11 protein-coding genes are annotated in these 15,038 nt (G+C 61.2%); 8 read left to right on the top strand and 3 right to left on the bottom strand.

Features of this window, described 5'->3' with window-relative positions; genetic code table 11:
• Positions 1-23: 23 nt before the first annotated feature.
• From ACR3FE_RS10880 to ACR3FE_RS10870, 3 genes are all read left to right on the top strand, one after another.
• Positions 24-1,298 (top strand): sensor histidine kinase, encoded by a 1,275-nt coding sequence (locus ACR3FE_RS10880; RefSeq protein ID WP_458207130.1) that lies wholly within the window; start codon positions 24-26, stop codon positions 1,296-1,298.
• A gap of 87 nt (positions 1,299-1,385) precedes the next feature.
• On the top strand, positions 1,386-1,958 hold the full coding sequence (locus ACR3FE_RS10875) for a response regulator (protein WP_458207129.1): 573 nt from the start codon (positions 1,386-1,388) through the stop codon (positions 1,956-1,958).
• A 160-nt stretch (positions 1,959-2,118) separates the two neighbouring features.
• Positions 2,119-3,513, top strand: coding sequence for an MATE family efflux transporter (locus ACR3FE_RS10870; RefSeq protein ID WP_458207127.1), 1,395 nt, complete (start codon positions 2,119-2,121; stop codon positions 3,511-3,513).
• A gap of 10 nt (positions 3,514-3,523) precedes the next feature.
• Here ACR3FE_RS10870 and gatB read toward each other — a convergent pair whose 3' ends face one another.
• Positions 3,524-5,041, bottom strand: coding sequence for an Asp-tRNA(Asn)/Glu-tRNA(Gln) amidotransferase subunit GatB (gatB, locus tag ACR3FE_RS10865; protein WP_458207126.1), 1,518 nt, complete (start codon positions 5,039-5,041; stop codon positions 3,524-3,526).
• 165 nt (positions 5,042-5,206) lie between these two features.
• Between gatB and ACR3FE_RS10860 the strand changes: the two genes are divergently transcribed.
• The 4 genes from ACR3FE_RS10860 (at position 5,207) to ACR3FE_RS10845 (ending at position 11,304) form a co-directional block, all read left to right on the top strand.
• On the top strand, positions 5,207-5,437 hold the full coding sequence (locus ACR3FE_RS10860; RefSeq protein ID WP_458207125.1) for a DUF7518 family protein: 231 nt from the start codon (positions 5,207-5,209) through the stop codon (positions 5,435-5,437).
• Positions 5,438-5,461: 24 nt separating this feature from the next.
• Positions 5,462-9,043, top strand: a complete 3,582-nt coding sequence (gene smc / locus ACR3FE_RS10855; RefSeq protein ID WP_458207124.1) for a chromosome segregation protein SMC — start codon at positions 5,462-5,464, stop codon at positions 9,041-9,043.
• The gene (locus tag ACR3FE_RS10850; protein WP_458207123.1) at positions 9,036-9,872 is read left to right on the top strand and encodes a segregation/condensation protein A; all 837 of its coding nucleotides are present in this window, start codon (positions 9,036-9,038) and stop codon (positions 9,870-9,872) included. Before smc ends, ACR3FE_RS10850 begins: the two co-directional genes overlap by 8 nt.
• 142 nt (positions 9,873-10,014) lie before the next feature.
• Positions 10,015-11,304, top strand: a complete 1,290-nt coding sequence (locus ACR3FE_RS10845) for an RNA-guided endonuclease InsQ/TnpB family protein (RefSeq protein ID WP_458207122.1) — start codon at positions 10,015-10,017, stop codon at positions 11,302-11,304.
• A gap of 24 nt (positions 11,305-11,328) precedes the next feature.
• Here ACR3FE_RS10845 and ACR3FE_RS10840 read toward each other — a convergent pair whose 3' ends face one another.
• The gene (locus ACR3FE_RS10840) at positions 11,329-12,396 is read right to left on the bottom strand and encodes a pyridoxal-phosphate-dependent aminotransferase family protein (protein ID WP_458207120.1); all 1,068 of its coding nucleotides are present in this window, start codon (positions 12,394-12,396) and stop codon (positions 11,329-11,331) included.
• A 260-nt stretch (positions 12,397-12,656) separates the two neighbouring features.
• Complete coding sequence (gene mtnP, locus ACR3FE_RS10835) at positions 12,657-13,505, bottom strand: S-methyl-5'-thioadenosine phosphorylase (protein WP_458207119.1); 849 nt, start codon at positions 13,503-13,505, stop codon at positions 12,657-12,659.
• Between the two features lie 107 nt (positions 13,506-13,612).
• On the opposite strand from mtnP, the gene ACR3FE_RS10830 reads away from it, so the two are divergent.
• Entirely contained in the window at positions 13,613-15,025 is a 1,413-nt protein-coding gene (locus ACR3FE_RS10830) for an MATE family efflux transporter (protein ID WP_458207118.1), read from the top strand.
• Positions 15,026-15,038: the final 13 nt, after the last annotated feature.

Here is a 15,038-nt window from a genome sequence, read left to right as displayed (position 1 = left end):
GTGGCGCAGTCAGGGAAACCCCCGTGTACGACCCACAGCGAACGTCGATACGCGACCATCACGGAATCTCTCGTGGCGAGATTTACGTCCTCCGGGAGATAACCGTCCAGAAACGTCGAGAGGAGACGCTCCGCGCACTTCAGTCTGCGACACAGCGGTTCATGGACGCCGAACACCGGGAAGAGATCGCCGAGATCGCCGTCGAAACTGCCGACGAAGTGCTCGACCATCCACATTCGCTCGTCGTCTTTCCCGAAGACGACGGGACGGTACTTCGATCAGCAGCCCTGACGGACAGTATCGCTCGCAGAATCCGGGGCGACATGGTCTTTCCGCGAAAACCAGGGCCGATGTGGGAGGTGTTCGATTCCGGCGAACCGGGTATCCACGAATCTATCTCCGAGCTGACAGACGTTCGATACGCAAAACTCCCGATCGGCTGTCTGTTGTTGGTTCCGCTGGGCGAGCACGGCGTTCTCGGTGTCGGAAGTGACGAAGAGAAACGGGCGTTCGACGCCGACAACAGGCGATTCGCCAACATCTTGGCGACCACGACCGAGACGGCTCTCGATCGAGCACAACGGGAGGCCGAGTTACGCATGAGTCAGAGGACGGTCGAAGAACGAACGGAGCAGATCGAGTTCTTCAACGGCGTCCTGCGTCACGACATCCTGAATGGGATGACCGTCATCAACGGAAACCTCGAACTCCTCGGCGACCACGTCGACGAAGAGGGCCAACCACTCCTCGAAACCGTTCAAAGTTGGAGCGAGGATATCGGGCAGTTGACGCAGAAAGTCCGATCCGTCAGTCAGACCGTGACGGATTCGGAATCGGTCATGCTGACGAACCGTTCGTTGTCGAAGACCCTTGCAAAGAAGACGAAGAAGATCCAGCACACCTATCCAGACATCAATCTACAGACAGATATCGAGGATGGCTTGCGTGTTTCCGCCAACGAACTGCTCGGTGAAGTGCTGGAAAATGTCCTGTTGAACGCTATCGAGCACAACGACAGGGACGTACCCTCGCTTGCGGTTCGCGCATGTCACTCGGACGGCGAGGTGCGCGTCGAGATCGAAGACGATGGGCCGGGAATCCCAGACGAGATGAAATCGCAGATGTTCGACCAACACGTCACGTCCGAGACGTCAGGGTCTATCGGATTCGGGCTATATTTCGTCCACGTCATGATGGAACAGTTCGGCGGCAACGTCTGGTTCGAAGATACGGACACTCGCGGCGTAGTAGCGATCCTCACTTTTCCTACAGCAACCCCAGATATTAAAAATGGATGAGATCTATAGAATTCATTTTTGAAATAGAACTAAATAAGAAAATATATTAAGGTTGTTTGTCTTTATCTAACAAGGACGGCAGGTCAAATGACCGAATCAGATGATATCGGTGTACTCATCGTTGACGACGAACCCGAAGTCACAGAACTGTATCGACAGTGGCTCTCGGAATTCCGAACGCATGCCGTAAACGATGGGCGTAGAGCGATCAGAAAACTCGATGAATTCGGAGAGGAACTCGACATCGTACTGCTCGACCGGAAGATGCCGGGGTTGAGTGGTGAGGGCGCTCTCGAAGTTATCAACGACTGTAACTACGACTGCCAGGTCGCCATGATCACGGCGATCGCACCGAACTACGATATCATCGACATGCAGTTCGACGAGTACGTCACGAAACCCGTCGATGGCGATACGCTCCGAAGAACCGTGTGGTCACTGCACAACCGCGCTGAATACGCAGACCAACTCGCACACTACTACTCTCTCGTCGCAACTCACGCGAGTCTCGTTGCCGAGCGACCGCGCGTGGAACTGCGTCAGAGCGACGAATTCTCCGCTCTCGAATCCGAAATCGAAGCAGTTCGTAGCACGCTGGACGGGTTCGTCGATCTGAGCGACCACCGCGAGTTCCAGCACGTTCTCCGCGAGATCGGGTGACGACGACATCTTCGCTCTCGAATACAATCACGACTGCCGCACCGGGTCTCTATTTTCGGTCGATAATCCGGCAGAGTGAGGACGGAACACGTGCGTTTAAGAGTTGTTCGACCAATGGGACGTTACATACGTGTCCCGACGTGCCGAGAGCCGTGTCGATATGACCGACGGTTCCATCACACCGAAGCTGATGAGCCTCGCCTGGCCGCTGGTCGTCGGGAACCTCCTGCAGACGTTCTACAACCTCGCAGATATGTTCTGGGTCGGACGGGTCGGTACCGCGGCCGTTGCCGCCGTCTCGCTCATGTTTCCGACATCGTGGCTGTTCGTCTCACTAGCCATGGGGCTGACCGCGTCGTCGGTCGCACTGGTCTCACAACACGTGGGTGCTGGCGACGACCGTGCCGCGGACAACGTCGTCGCACAGACGACGCTACTCACCGTCGTCCTCGGTATCGTCCTCGCATCGCTTGGCTACGCGTTCAGAAAACCACTCCTCACGCTCGTCGGCGCTGAGGGTGCGGTGTACGTCGAGGCGCTCCAGTACATCGAAGTGCTCTTTTTCTCCATCCCGTTCACCTTCCTCTTCTTCGTCTTTCGCGCCGTCTTGCGTGGCGCTGGCGACACCAGAACCGCGATGTGGTTGATGGTGCTCTCGGCGGGGCTGAACGTCGTTCTCGACCCCCTCCTCATCCTCGGATACGGCATCTTCCCCGAGATGGGCACTCGTGGTGCGGCGGTCGCCACGCTCATCGCTCGCGTGTTCGCCGCGGCCGTCGGCGTGTACGTACTCCTGCGCGGCGACTGGGGCATCCAGCTTCGACTGGACGACCTGCGCCCCGACTGGCCGGTGTTGAAGAAACTCGTTACCGTCGGGTATCCGGCGACCATCGACGGTGCCGCCCGGAGTTTCGCCGCCGTGGCGATGGCTGCGCTGGTCGCCCGATTCGGCCCGGTTCCCACCGCCGCGTACGGTATCGGCGTCCGGATGATGTCCGTCTCGTGGACCATCTCGGGAGCGGTCGGGCAGGCTGCCGCGACGGGCGTCGGCCAGAACCTCGGCGCGAAAACACCCGACAGAGCTGCCGAGGTGACGTGGAAAGCGACCATCGGAACGCTGGGCGTCCTCTTCGCCGCTGGCGGGTTGATGGTCGCGTTCCCCGGTCTCTGGATGCGAGTGTTCACGACCGACCCCGACGTGGTCGCCGAAGGCGTCGACTTCCTCTACGTCATCGGGCCGTTTCTAGCCTTCTTCGGCGGCCTGATGGTGATCCAGGGCGGATTCCGTGGAGCAGGGGACACGCGGGTTGCGATGGCACTTTCGTTCCTCTCGCGCTGGATGCTCCGCATCCCGATCGCACTCCTGCTCGCCTACCAGTGGACGATCCAACTCGGCCCGGTCGTCGTCTCGGGTCTGGCGTGGGGTGTCGGTGGCCTCTGGTGGGCGTGGTCGATATCGGCCCTCGGATCGTTCGTCGCGGGCGTGCTCTGGTTCAGCCTCGGCCACTGGCGGCAAGGCGTGATAGAAGAACGAAAACCGACGACGGCGGATTAGAACGACTCGGCTACTCGTCCAGTCGTTCTCGGAGCATCCCGTTCACGCTACCGGGGTCTGCGCTCCCACCGGTCTTCTGCATGACCTGCCCGACGAGGAAGTTGATGGCACCGTCCTCCCCGGCGTGGTAGTCTTCGACCGTGTCCGGATTCTCGTCGATGGCGTCCTGCACGGCTTGCTCCACTTCGCCCGTGTCGGCCTTGCCGAGTCCTTCGCGGTCGATGACCGTCACGGGGTCGTCGCCCTCGTCTAACATCTCGCGGAGGACGGTCTCTTCGGCGTTCTTGACCGTTATCTCGTCCTCGGCGACGAGGCGGATGAGGGTCGTGAACTCGTCTAGTCGCCCTTCGACGTCCGTGATCTCCATGTCGCGGTAGTTGAGTTCGCCGAGCAGGTTGTCGGCCACCCACGTCGCCGCGAGGTCGGGGTCGAACTCCTCGGCCACGCTCTCGTAGAAGTCCGCGACCTGCTTACTCGACGTGAGTTTGCTCGCCGCTTCCCTGCTCAGGCCGTACTCCTCGCGGAAGCGTTCCCTTCGGGCGTCCGGCAGTTCGGGGATCGCCAGTTTCTCCTTCCAGTCGCTGACCTGCAAAGGCGGGAGGTCGGCCTCGCCGAAGTAGCGGTAGTCTTTCTCCTCCTCTTTCGAGCGCATCGATACGGTCGAACCGTGCGTCTCGTTGAAGTGGCGCGTCTCCTGCTGGACCGCCTTTCCACGTCGGATGAGGTTTCGTTGGCGACTCTCCTCGTAGGCGAGCGCGCTCTCTGCACCCTTGTGACTGGAGATGTTCTTTACTTCGGTTCGGTTCGCGTCGGCGAGCACGTCGTCCGAGATAGAGCCGTCCTCGTTCACGTCTTCGGCGGGCACGAGCGAGAGGTTCGCGTCCACCCGCAGGCTCCCGTCCCGCGTCGAGTCGAACGCGCCGAGGTACTCCAACACCTCCTCCAGTTTTTCGAGGAAGGAGACCGCTTCGCCGGGTTCGCGGAAGTCGGGTTCCGTGACGATCTCCATCAGGGGCGTTCCGGCGCGGTTGTAGTTGACGAGGGTGTAATCCGCCCGGTCGATACCGACCGTTCGGGTTTCGATGTCGCCGCTTCCATTCCGGACGTGGCGGAGGCTACCGGGGTCTTCTTCGAGGTGTGCGCGGTGGATGCCGACGGTTCGCGTCTCGCCCTCGTGTCGGAACTCCAGTTCGCCATCCTGACAGATGGGAGCGTCGTACTGGGTGATCTGGAACCCTTTCGGCAGGTCGGGGTAGAAGTAGTTCTTCCGGTGGAAACGCGTCTCCTCGGGGATGTCGGCGTCGATCGCCTTCCCGACTTTGACGGCGTACTCGACGGCTGCCTCGTTCAGCACCGGCAGTGCACCGGGAAGTCCGAGACAGACCGGACAGGTGTAGGTGTTCGGCTCCGCGTCGTCTTGGTCCGTCGAACAGCCGCAGAAGATCTTCGTGTCCGTCTCCAGTTGGACGTGGATCTCGAGGCCGATGACGGCCACGTGTTCGCCCTCCTGGACAGCCTGAGCAGTCATTGGTCACTGATTGGGGCGGTATGCGTTAAAAGCCTACGGATGGGCCGTTCGGCCCGATCGTTGGCCGTTCCTGTCTCGAACGAACGGTTGGCTTCGTCGGTCGGCGACCATTGTCTGCCGAGCGTCTGACGCACCTTTATGAGGAAACCGTGACGCATACGTGATATGACGAGCCAACGCGACCGAATCGAGACGCTCGAATCACGAGTCGAGGAACTCGAAGCGACGATTCGCGGCCTGACGGAAGAACTGGTGGACGCAAACCAGCGACTTCGAGAGTTGGAGTCCGAACAGGAAACGATGCAGGCCGAAGAGGCTAAAACCGACGAGTCCAAGGAGAAAATAGAAGACGACGAGGGTGAATCGGACCTCAGCGACGACATCATCGTGGCGTAGGTTCGCCCTCCCCACGAGCAACCCATGCACATCAAAAAGCTCGTCCTCGACAAGTTCAAGAGCTTCGGCCGGAAGACCGAGATTCCATTCTACGAGGACTTCACCGTCGTTACTGGCCCCAACGGCTCCGGGAAGAGCAACATCATCGACAGCGTCCTCTTCGCGCTCGGTCTCGCTCGAACGCGAGGCATCCGCGCCGAGAAGCTAACCGACCTCATCTACAACCCCGGCTACGACGAAGGCGAGGCGGAGCGAACCGGCCCGCTCGAAGCCTCCGTCGAGGTCGTGCTGGACAACTCCGATGGGACACTCGACCGGTCACAGGTCGTCAACGCCGCCGGAACGGACAACATCGGCGGCGTGGACGAGATCACGATCAAGCGCCGGGTCAAGGAGACCGAAGACAACTACTACTCCTATTACTACCTGAACGGTCGTTCGGTCAATCTCTCCGACATCCAGGATCTGCTCGCGCAGGCGGGCGTGACTCCGGAAGGCTACAACGTCGTCATGCAGGGTGACGTGACCGGTATCATCAACATGACGCCGTACGAGCGCCGCGAGATCATCGACGAGATCGCAGGGGTCGCCGAGTTCGACGCGAAGAAAGAAGACGCACTGGAAGAACTCGAAGTCGTCAAAGACCGCGTCGAAGAGGCCGAACTCCGCATCGAGGAGAAAGAAGACCGCCTCGACCAACTGCGCGACGAGCGCGAGACGGCGCTCGAATATCAGGGCCTCCGCGACGAGAAACAGGAGTACGAAGGTTACCTGAAGGCAGCGGAACTCGAAGAGAAGCGAGCCGACCTGGAGGCGACCCGAAACGACATCGAGAATCGCAAGGAGGAACTCACCTCCCTCCAGCGTGAGTTGGACGAACGACAGGGTCGCGTCGTCCGCCTCGAAGACCAGTTGGAGGAACTCAACACCGAGATCGAGCGTAAAGGCGAGGACGAACAGCTCGCCATCAAAAGCGAGATCGAGGAGGTCAAGGGTGAGATCTCCCGTCTGGAAGACAAGATCGAGTCCGCCGAAGAGAAGATACAAGACGCGGAAAATCGCCGGAGACAGGCGTTCGTCGAGATCGACCGCAAGCAGGAGACGGTCGACGAGTTAGACGGCGACATCCGCGACATCAAGATCGAGAAAGCCTCCGTCAAAGGCGAGATCGGGACGAAAGAAGCCGAACTCGCCAGTATCCAAGAGGAGATCGAGAGCGTCGACACCGAGTACGACGAGGTGAAAGCCGACCTCGCCGAGCGGAAAGAGGCGCTCGAAGCGGAAAAGAGCGAGAAGAACGAGCGCCAGCGCGAGAAAGACCGGCTGCTGGACGAGTCGCGGCGGCGCTCGAACGCGGTGAACGAGAAGCAAAACGAACTCGCGTCGGCTCGCGAGCGCATCCCCGAACTCGAAACCGAACTCCAGGATCTCGCGGACGAACTGCTGAAGGCGGAGCGGAACGCCGAGCAGATAGAGGACGTCGTCGCCGACCTCAAGGCCGAGAAGCAGGAACTCCAGTCCGACCTCGACTCCATCGAAGACCGACTCCAGTCGAAACAACAGGAGTACGCCGAACTCGACGCGCGAGCACAAGAGAGTGGAGATTCCTCCTACGGACGGGCCGTCTCGACCATCCTGAACGCGGAGATGGGCGGCGTCCACGGAACGGTCGCCCAGATCGGTAGCGTCGATCAGCAGTACGCGACCGCCTGTGAGACAGCAGCAGGTGGCCGGATGCCCCACGTCGTCGTGGACGACGACAACGTCGGCCAGCAGTGTATCGAATACCTGAAACGGCGGAACGCGGGTCGTGCGACCTTCCTACCCATCACGAAGATGCGCGACCGCGGCCTCCCATCCGCGCCGAACATGCCGGGCGTGGTCGATTTCGCGTACAATCTCATCGACTTCGATTCGGAGTACTCGGCGGTGTTCTCCTACATCGTCGGCGACACGCTCGTCGTCGAGGACATGGAGACGGCCCGCGAACTGATGGGCGATTTCCGCCTCGTCACGCTGTCGGGCGAACTGGTCGAGAAGAGCGGCGCGATGACCGGCGGTTCGACCAGCGGGTCGCGCTACTCCTTCTCGGCGTCCGGCAAAGGACAACTGGAGCGCGTCGCGCGGCAGATAAACGAGTTGGAAGACGAACGCCAGTCGGTTCGAGAGTCCATCCGGGGCGTCGAAGACCGACTGGACGACGCCCGCGACCGCCAGAGTGACGCCGCAGACCAGGTGCGCTCCATCGAGAACGACATCGAGCGCAAGGAGGACGAACTCGAATCCGTCGAGAACGGGATCGACACCCTTCAAGAAGAGATCGAAGAACTGCAATCCGAGCGCGAGTCGGTCGACGAGCGGATGCAGGAACTCGATTCCGAGATCGCGGCGCACGACGAGACCATCGCGGACATCGAGCAGGACATCGCGGAACTCGAAGCCGAACTCGCGGATTCGAAGATACCCGAGTTGTCGAGCCAGGCCGACGAGGTCGAATCCGAGATCGACGCGCTCGAAGACCGGATGGACGAGTTGGACGGTCGGTTGAACGAACTGCAACTCGAAAAGCAGTACGCGAAAGACGCCATCGACGACCTCCACGACGACATCGAATCCGCACAGAATCGGAAAGCCGAGCAGGAAGAACGCATCGAGGAACTCGAATCGAAGGTCGAAGACCGCGAAGAAACGCTCGAAGAAAAACGCGGGGCGGTCGAGGAACTGGAAGACGAACTCGCGGAACTCAAAGACGAACGCGGCGAACTGAAAGAGACGCTTCAGGACGCGAGGGCGAAACGCGACGACCAACAGCAGAAGGTCGAAACGGTCGAGAACAGACTGGAGAGCCTGAAGCGAAGCGCAAACCGTCTCGAAGCCGACGTCGCCGAACTCCGCGAAGAGGTCGGCGAGTACGACCCCGAGGAGGTTCCCGACCACGACGAAGTGCGCGAGAACATCGACCGCCTCGAACGTCAGATGGAGGCACTCGAACCCGTCAACATGCTCGCCATCGACGAGTACGACGACGTCGAGAGCGATCTGGACGATCTGAAAGAGCGCAAGGCGACGTTGGTCGAAGAGCGCGACGGCATCCGAGAACGTATCGACTCCTACGAGGCCCAGAAGAAATCGACGTTCATGGACGCCTTCGACGCCATCGACGACCACTTCCAGGACATCTTCACGCGCCTCTCGGCGGGGTCGGGCGAACTGTTCCTCGAAAACGACGACGACGACCCATTCGACGGCGGCCTGACGATGAAAGCCCAGCCCGGCGACAAACCAGTCCAGCGGCTCGACGCGATGAGCGGTGGCGAGAAGTCGCTGACCGCGCTCGCGTTTATCTTCGCCATCCAACGATTCAACCCCGCGCCGTTCTACGCGCTGGACGAGGTGGACGCCTTCCTCGACGCGGTGAACGCGGAGCGCGTCGGCGAGATGGTGGACGAACTCGCGGGCGACGCCCAGTTCGTCGTCGTCTCGCATCGCTCGGCCATGCTCGACCGTTCCGAGCGAGCCATCGGCGTGACGATGCAGGGCGACAACGTGAGCAGCGTGACGGGGATTCGGTTAGACGGCGAACAGGAGGTGCCTGCCGATGATTGATGGAATCACTCCCGAGAATCGACCCGAGGAAACCGACGACGACGAAGTGGAACCGGTCGAACTGCTCGTCCAACTCGCGGAGGAGGGCGAGATCGAACCGTGGGATATCGACATCGTGGAGGTGACGGACAAGTTCCTCGCCCGATTGGACGAGGCCGACCTCCGTACGTCGGGGCGCGCGCTGTTCTACGCCAGCGTCCTCCTGCGGATGAAAAGCGACGCACTCCTCGCGGACGACGAACCCGAAGAAGAAGAGGAGTTCGCGCCGTGGGAAACCCCGATGGCCATGGACGACGAGGGTGGCTTCGACCCCGTGTCCTCGCTCGAAGACGAGATGGAGCGCCGACTGGATCGCAAACACGCTCGTGGAAATCCCGAGACGCTGGACGAACTCGTTCGTGACCTGCGCGAGCGCGAGCGCGGGTCGTGGTGGAAGGAGTCCAGAACGTACGACACGAGCGATTCGCCGAAGGGGTTCCGCCGGGGGACACAGACCCTGGATTATCACTCGGGCGACGACATGCGATTCGACGACGAACCGACCGAGTCCGAGGTGACCGGCACGACCCACGACGAGGACATCGAGGCAGTCATCGACGACGTGCAGACCGCGCTCGTCACGCAGTACGAGGCGGGTCGAACCGAAGTGCTGTACGCCGAGATCGACAGCGTCGGCCCGACGCGGGTCGAAACCTACCTTGCACTGCTGTTTCTCGCGCACCGCGGCTTCCTCACCCTCGACCAGGACGACCTGTTCGGCGACCTCTGGGTGCAGGACGCTCGTGGTGCGGAAACGGAAGAAGAACCGGCGGAGCTACTTGCGGATTAGCTGAAAGAGAGGGCGCTAAGCCCCCTTCCTCAAGGAGCGACCAGCGGGAGCGAGTAGGGAGGGGATACAGCACCCCCACGAGTCACGAACACGCCAATCAGCACGATTAATACACCGCACTTCGTACGAATTGACACGTCGCATGAATTACAGCCCGCGCTTCCGCTTGTTGCCCACCGATGAGCAACGCGAAGCGATGGACTGGCAACGAAATACCGTGCGACAACTCTACAACCACGCACTCAACGAATTCGAGCAAATTCCCAAAGCCGCAGGAACGCTCCGACAACGCGTCTGGATGGTTCGAGACACGCTCCCCGCACTCAAAGACTGGTGGACAGACCTCAAACAGGTCTACTCAACCGTCCTCCAGAAAGCCGTCGAGCGTATCCGCGACAACATCGAGAATCTCGGGAAGCTCAAAGCCAAAGGATACGACGTTGGCTCGTTGAATTGGAAGAAACCGCGCGAATACCGGAGTTTCACGTACCGACAATCGGGCTTCGAACTCGACACCAAGAGTGGCCCGAATGGTCGCGGACTCCTCGTACTCAAGAAACTCAAGGGCGAAACCCGCGAAATCCCGATTCGCCTTCACCGAGACCTCCCAAACCACGAGACAATCAAAGAGGTCACGGTCAAGAAAGACCCCACTGGCGCGTGGTACGCCTCGTTCTGTATCGAAATCGAGACGCCGAAAAAACCTGCCGTCGAAGACATTAACCCCGGGGATGCGGTGGGCCTCGACCTCGGCGTCCTCAACTTCGTCCACGACTCGGACGGGCGTTCGATAGGGAGCCTTGACCTCACTGACGACCGCGAACGACTCGAACGCGAGCAACGCTCGCTCTCCCGAAAGGACTACGAGTCGAACAACTGGAAGACACAACGGCGTCGCGTCGCAGAAGTTCACGTGCGGATGTCGAATAAGAAGCGGGACTTCAAGCACAAGCTCGCGCACTTCTACACCACCGAGTACGACGCCGTGTTCGTCGAGAACCTGAATGTCAAAGGGATGCTCGAATCCTCCGAGAACGCGCGGAACAAAGCAGAGGTCGGCTGGCACGACTTCATCACCATCCTCGAACACCACGGTGAGAAGAACGGCTGTCATATCGTGGACGTTGAACCCGAGGGGACGACCAAGGAGTGTGCGTCCTGCGGCGTTTCGACGTGGAAACCCATCTGGGTACGCGAGCATTCGTGTCCCTCGTGTGGGTTTGAATTGGATAGGGATTGGAATGCGTCGTTGAACGTCCTCAGTCGAGGCCTCTCAAAGCTAGGAGTGGTTCACTCCGAAGACACGCCCGTGGAGACTGCGACCGCTGTGTCCACCGATGGTGGCGATTCTTCGTCCATCGTCGTGGATGCAAATCGTGTCGTTGAAACGGGAAGCCCCGCCCTCAAGGAAGCGACGCCAATCGCTAAGTAGGGCGGGATAGTTCACTCCAGTCGGCTACTCGACGACCTTCTCCAGCGCGTCCATCGTCTTCTCGACGCGCTCCGTTTGTGCATTGTAGCCCATGTGCCCGACTCGCAGGATGTCGTCGGTCTTCTCGCCGAGTCCGGTTGCGACGAGGATGTCGTGGTCGTCGTGGAGTCGCTGCTGAGCTTCTTTCGCGCTTCCCTCCATCTCGAAGGCCGTGACGGTCGGCGAACAGAGCGATTCGGTTCCGGGGAACGGTTCCAGTCCCAACTCGCGGCCACGCTCCCGGCAAAGCTTTGCCGTCTCCTCGTGGCGGTCGAACACCGACTGCAGTCCTTCGTCCAGAATCCGGTCGAGGGAGGCTTCCAGCGAGTACAGGTTCGAGACGAGATGGGTGTAGGGGAGAAAGGAGAAGTCCGGCTCGTGCCACGGTTCCAGACTGGTGTAGAACGAATCCTGCTCGGTCGCCTCGACCTTCTCCCACGCCGAATCGCTCACCGACAGCGTCGTCAGGCCGGGCGGCGAACTGAAACACTTCTGGGAAGCACCGAGACACACGTCGATGTGCTCGACCGGAACCGGCGTCCCGCCGAGCGACGAGACGGCATCGACGATGGTGAGAACGCCCGCCTCCTGCAACGTCGGCAGGATCTGCTCGAAGTCGTTCAGCAGGCCGGTCGGCGTCTCGCAGTGAACCATCGTCGCGGCGGTGAACTCCTCCGCTTCGACCAGTGACGCCACCTCGTCTGCGTCGAATCCCTCGGTGTATTCCGTGCTGTGGGTGACCGCTTCGCCGCCGGCCATCTCCACGAAGTCCGCGAAGCCGTCGCCGTACAGCCCGTTGGCGAGACAGAGCACCTTCTCACCGGGGGCGACGAGTGACTCCACGGCGGTTTCAAGTCCGAGGATCCCCTCGCCGCCGAGGATCACCATCTCGTCGTCGGTGTCGTAGACGCGGCCCAGTTTGTCGAGCAGGGTTTCGTAGTACGACGCGAACGTCGGATCTACGTCCGGATTGACGGCGCGGTCGGCCATCGCCTCTCGTACGTCGTCCGGAACCGCGGTCGGTCCCGGCGTCATCGTGAGCGTTTCGTCCATGATACGTAGCTCTCGTGACTGGGGCTAAAACCCTGCGCTGGAGTGATTCGAACGGCGAGACAGGAGGATGGTCGGAAAACGAACGGCGAACGCCAGTGAGCCGTGAACTCAGGTGTACTGACGCAGATGTACTGAGATCCACTGAAACGTACTGAAATGTACTGGCTACGGGACGGATGTCGAAAAATCGTGTCGTTTGCTGGCACGCTGAAAACGGACGCAGAAACCGACGCGCTCGTCCGCGGGTGGCTCGAACGAGCTTAGAGATACTCGCCAGCCAGAAGTTCGACCTTCTCGCGCGTTTCGTCCGAGATGGCCTCCGTCGGCGTGTTGATGGTGCCCTCCAGCGCGTGCCCGCAGTCGCACTCGCGCTCGTCGGGCATCGTTCGGATCGCGTGCTCGACCACTTCTTTGATGGACTCTTCGTTCTTCGCGGCGTTTTCGAGCACTTCCTTCAGGGTGACCTCGCTGTCCGCTTTCCACACGTCGTAGTCGGTGACGCCTGCCACGGTCGCGTAACACATCTCGGCTTCGCGGGCGAGCTTCGCTTCCGGGATGGCCGTCATGCCGATTATCTCGAAGCCCTGAGCGCGGTAGAACTCGCTTTCGGCGCGCGTCGAGTACTGCGGTCCCTCGATGCAGACGTAGGTGCCGCCAGATTCGTGGTTCGCGTCGGTCGCCTCGTCGCTGGCCGCCGAGAGATGCGAGACCATGTGCGGGCAGTAGGGGTCCGCGAAGGGCATGTGGACGACCATGCCGTCGCCGAAGAACGTCGGCGTCCGGTGTTTGGTTCGGTCGAAGATCTGGTCGGGGATCACGAGCGTCTGCGGCGGTAGCTCTTCGCGGAGGCTGCCGACCGCGTTGCTCGCCAGGATTCGCTCCACACCGAGTTCCTTCAGCGCGTAGATGTTCGCCCGGTACGGCGCTTCCGTGGGCGTGTGCTGGTGGTCTGGCCCGTGGCGAGGCATGAACGCGACCTCCTTGCCGGCCAACTTGCCGATGGTGACCGGCGCGCTCGGGTCGCCGAACGGGGTCGTCACGTGCTCTTCGCGGGTGTTTTCGAGAGGCAGTGCCTCGTAGATACCGCTTCCGCCGATGAAGCCGATCATGGCAGGAAATCCGGTGGGCGGTCACCTAAACGACACGGGTTCGTTTCGTGTCGGATGACACCACACCTTACGAGAATTGAAATACCATCAACGTTTCACTACGTTGCATGCCCTCCCCCCGTCACGACAGTGAACTCACGGAAGGGCCGCTCGTCGGTCCGATGGTTCGTTTAGCGTGGCCTATCGTCGTCATCCAGCTCTTGCAGGTCGCGTACAACGTCGCCGACACGTTCTGGCTCGGCGCGCTCTCCTCGGACGCGGTCGGTGCGCTCTCGCTGGCGTTCCCGCTCATCTTCTTCCTCATCTCCATCGGTGGCGGGTTCACCGCAGCAGGGAGCATCCTCGTCGCCCAGTACACGGGCGCAGGGAGCGAGGACGAAGCGAGCGCAGTGGCCGGTCAGACGCTCTCGTTCGTCTCCATCGTCGCAGTCGTCATCGGTCTCCTCGGGTTCGCACTCGTCGAGCCGATGCTGGGTCTCCTCCCGGCCGACGAGCGAACCGCGGCGATCATCGTTCCGATGGCAGCCAACTACATGCGAGTGTTCTTCCTCGGCTCGCCGTTCCTCTTCGGCTTCTTCATCTTCGTCTCGCTGATGCGCGGCTACGGCAACACCCGCACACCGATGCGGATCATGTTCGTCAGCGTCGCCGTCAACGTCGTGCTCGACCCGATACTCATCTTCGGTTGGGGGCCGATCGAAGGGATGGAGATCCAGGGCGCGGCGATCGCCACCGTGCTCTCGCGGGCGGTCGCCACGGCCCTGGGACTGTACGTCATCTTCGGTACCGACGCAGGCCCGCAGGTGCGACGCCACCACCTCACGCCCGACCTGGGCCGAATCAAAGAGATCGTCCGACTGGGCGTCCCTGCAGCAGCCGAGCAGTCCACGAGTTCGCTGGCGATGGTCGTCCTCACCGGGATGGTGGCGACGTTCCCTCCCGCGGTCGTCGCGGCCTACGGTCTCGGCAACCGACTTTCGTCGCTCGTCTTCCTCCCTGCGATGGGACTCGGTCAGGCGACGAACACGATGGTCGGGCAGAATATCGGTGCTGACCGACCAGACCGCGCGGAGCGTTCGGTTCGACTGGCGAGCGCGCTGGTCGCAGGAGTGATGGTCGTCGTCTCGCTCGTCGCCTTCCTGTTCCCAGAGCCGCTGGTATCGGTCTTCCTCAGTGCCGACACAGCCCGCGTGGCCGAGACCATCGAACACGGGAGCAACTATCTCAGAACCATGGCCATCATGTTCGTCTTCATGGGCGTCTTGCAGGTCGTCCTCGGTGCGTTCCGCGGCGCGGGCAACACGAAGACGGCACTGGCGTTCTCGATGGTAACGTTGTGGGTCGCTCGCGTCCCCGCGACCTACTACCTCATCTTCGTCGAAGACTGGGGGCCGACCGGAATCTGGGTCGGCGTCGCGCTCGGAGACATCGTCGGCGCGATCGCGGCGGTCGCGTGGTTCCTCCGCGGGACGTGGAAAGAGACAGTGGTTTCGGAGACCGATTCGACGCTCGCGGACTGATCGTTCGACGCCC

It is taken from the genome of Haladaptatus rarus, from assembly GCF_054177585.1.
This window is presented reverse-complemented; position numbering and strand designations above follow the sequence as displayed.

Coding starts and splice junctions, on each gene's coding strand:
- ACR3FE_RS10850 (WP_458207123.1), top strand. CDS start 9,036: ATGATTGATGGAATCACTCCCGAGAATCGACCCGAGGAAACCGACGAC.
- ACR3FE_RS10870 (WP_458207127.1), top strand. CDS start 2,119: ATGACCGACGGTTCCATCACACCGAAGCTGATGAGCCTCGCCTGGCCG.
- ACR3FE_RS10830 (WP_458207118.1), top strand. CDS start 13,613: ATGCCCTCCCCCCGTCACGACAGTGAACTCACGGAAGGGCCGCTCGTC.
- mtnP (WP_458207119.1), bottom strand. CDS start 13,505: ATGATCGGCTTCATCGGCGGAAGCGGTATCTACGAGGCACTGCCTCTC.
- ACR3FE_RS10875 (WP_458207129.1), top strand. CDS start 1,386: ATGACCGAATCAGATGATATCGGTGTACTCATCGTTGACGACGAACCC.
- ACR3FE_RS10860 (WP_458207125.1), top strand. CDS start 5,207: ATGACGAGCCAACGCGACCGAATCGAGACGCTCGAATCACGAGTCGAG.
- smc (WP_458207124.1), top strand. CDS start 5,462: ATGCACATCAAAAAGCTCGTCCTCGACAAGTTCAAGAGCTTCGGCCGG.
- ACR3FE_RS10845 (WP_458207122.1), top strand. CDS start 10,015: ATGAATTACAGCCCGCGCTTCCGCTTGTTGCCCACCGATGAGCAACGC.
- gatB (WP_458207126.1), bottom strand. CDS start 5,041: ATGACTGCTCAGGCTGTCCAGGAGGGCGAACACGTGGCCGTCATCGGC.
- ACR3FE_RS10840 (WP_458207120.1), bottom strand. CDS start 12,396: ATGGACGAAACGCTCACGATGACGCCGGGACCGACCGCGGTTCCGGAC.